Origin of the sequence: Kineococcus aridisoli (assembly GCF_050871885.1) — a bacterium.
Taxonomy (GTDB): Bacteria; Actinomycetota; Actinomycetes; order Actinomycetales; family Kineococcaceae; genus Kineococcus.
This window is the reverse complement of the sequence record NZ_JBJLSF010000175.1, coordinates 1-1,015: the sequence shown is the minus strand read 5'-3', so window position 1 is coordinate 1,015 and position 1,015 is coordinate 1. Positions and strand designations below refer to the sequence as shown.

At 82.3% G+C, this 1,015-nt stretch carries 1 protein-coding gene; it reads left to right on the top strand.

From position 1 onward, the window contains the following. Window positions 1-246 precede the first annotated feature (246 nt). On the top strand, window positions 247-1,015 hold a 769-nt coding region (locus tag ACRYM2_RS23140), incomplete at its 3' end, for a TspO-related membrane protein (protein WP_432525051.1).

Sequence of the window (1,015 nt, the reverse complement as noted above, 5' to 3'; positions counted from 1 at the left end):
CCCCCCCCCCCCCCCCCCCCCCCCCCCCCCCCCCCCCCCCCCCCCCCCCCCCCCCCCCCCCCCCCCCCCCCCCCCCCCCCCCCCCCCCCCCCCCCCCGGCGGGTGGCCACCGCCCCCGTCGACGGGGTCTGGGCCTCCGACCACACCGCCGTGCTGGTCGACCTCAACCCCTGACCGGCCGCGGGTCCGGCTCCCCCGCCCGCTCCCGGGCTGGCGCGGTCACCGCGGCGCGGCCACGATCGTCGGGTGAGCGACGCCGCCCTGCCCCGCACCCGCTCCGGCGCGCGCGACGGCGCCCGGCAGGCGGCAGTCGCCGCCGGCGCCGTGCTGGCGGTGGTGGGCTCGGCGATCGGGTCGGGCGCCCTCAGCGGCACGCCGATCGCCGAGGCCGCCGGCGGTGCCCTGTCCGCCTCGGCCACGCTCGTCGCCCCCGCCGGACCGGCCTTCGGCATCTGGGGGGTCGTCTACGCGGGCCTGGTGGCCCACGCGGTGTGGCAGGCGCTGCCCGCCCAGCGCGAGGACGCCCGCCAGCGGCGGACCGGCTGGTGGACGGCCGCCTCCCTGGTGCTCAACGCCGCCTGGATCCTCACCGTGCAGGCCGGGCAGCTGGCCGCCTCCGTCGCGGTCGTCGCCGCGCTGCTGGTGGTGCTCGTCGTCGCCTTCACCCGCCTGCTGCAGCGGGGCCCGCGCTCGCCGGTGGAGTCCGTCGTCGTCGACGGCACGACGGGCCTCTACCTGGGCTGGGTGAGCATCGCGACGGTCGCGAACACCGCCGCGGCGCTGCGCCAGGCGGGGCTGCGCAGCGGCGAGGAGGCGTGGGCGGTCGGCGTGCTGGCGCTGGCCGCGGTGATCGGGGTGGTGACCGCGGTGCGCTCGCACGGGCGCCTGGCGTTCGGCGCGGGCCTGGCGTGGGGGCTGGGCTGGGTCGCCGCGGGCCGCGCGGGCGGTGCGGACGCCTCCACCGCGGTGGCGGTGACCGCCGGGGCGGCCGCGGCGGTGGTCGCGGGGACCACCG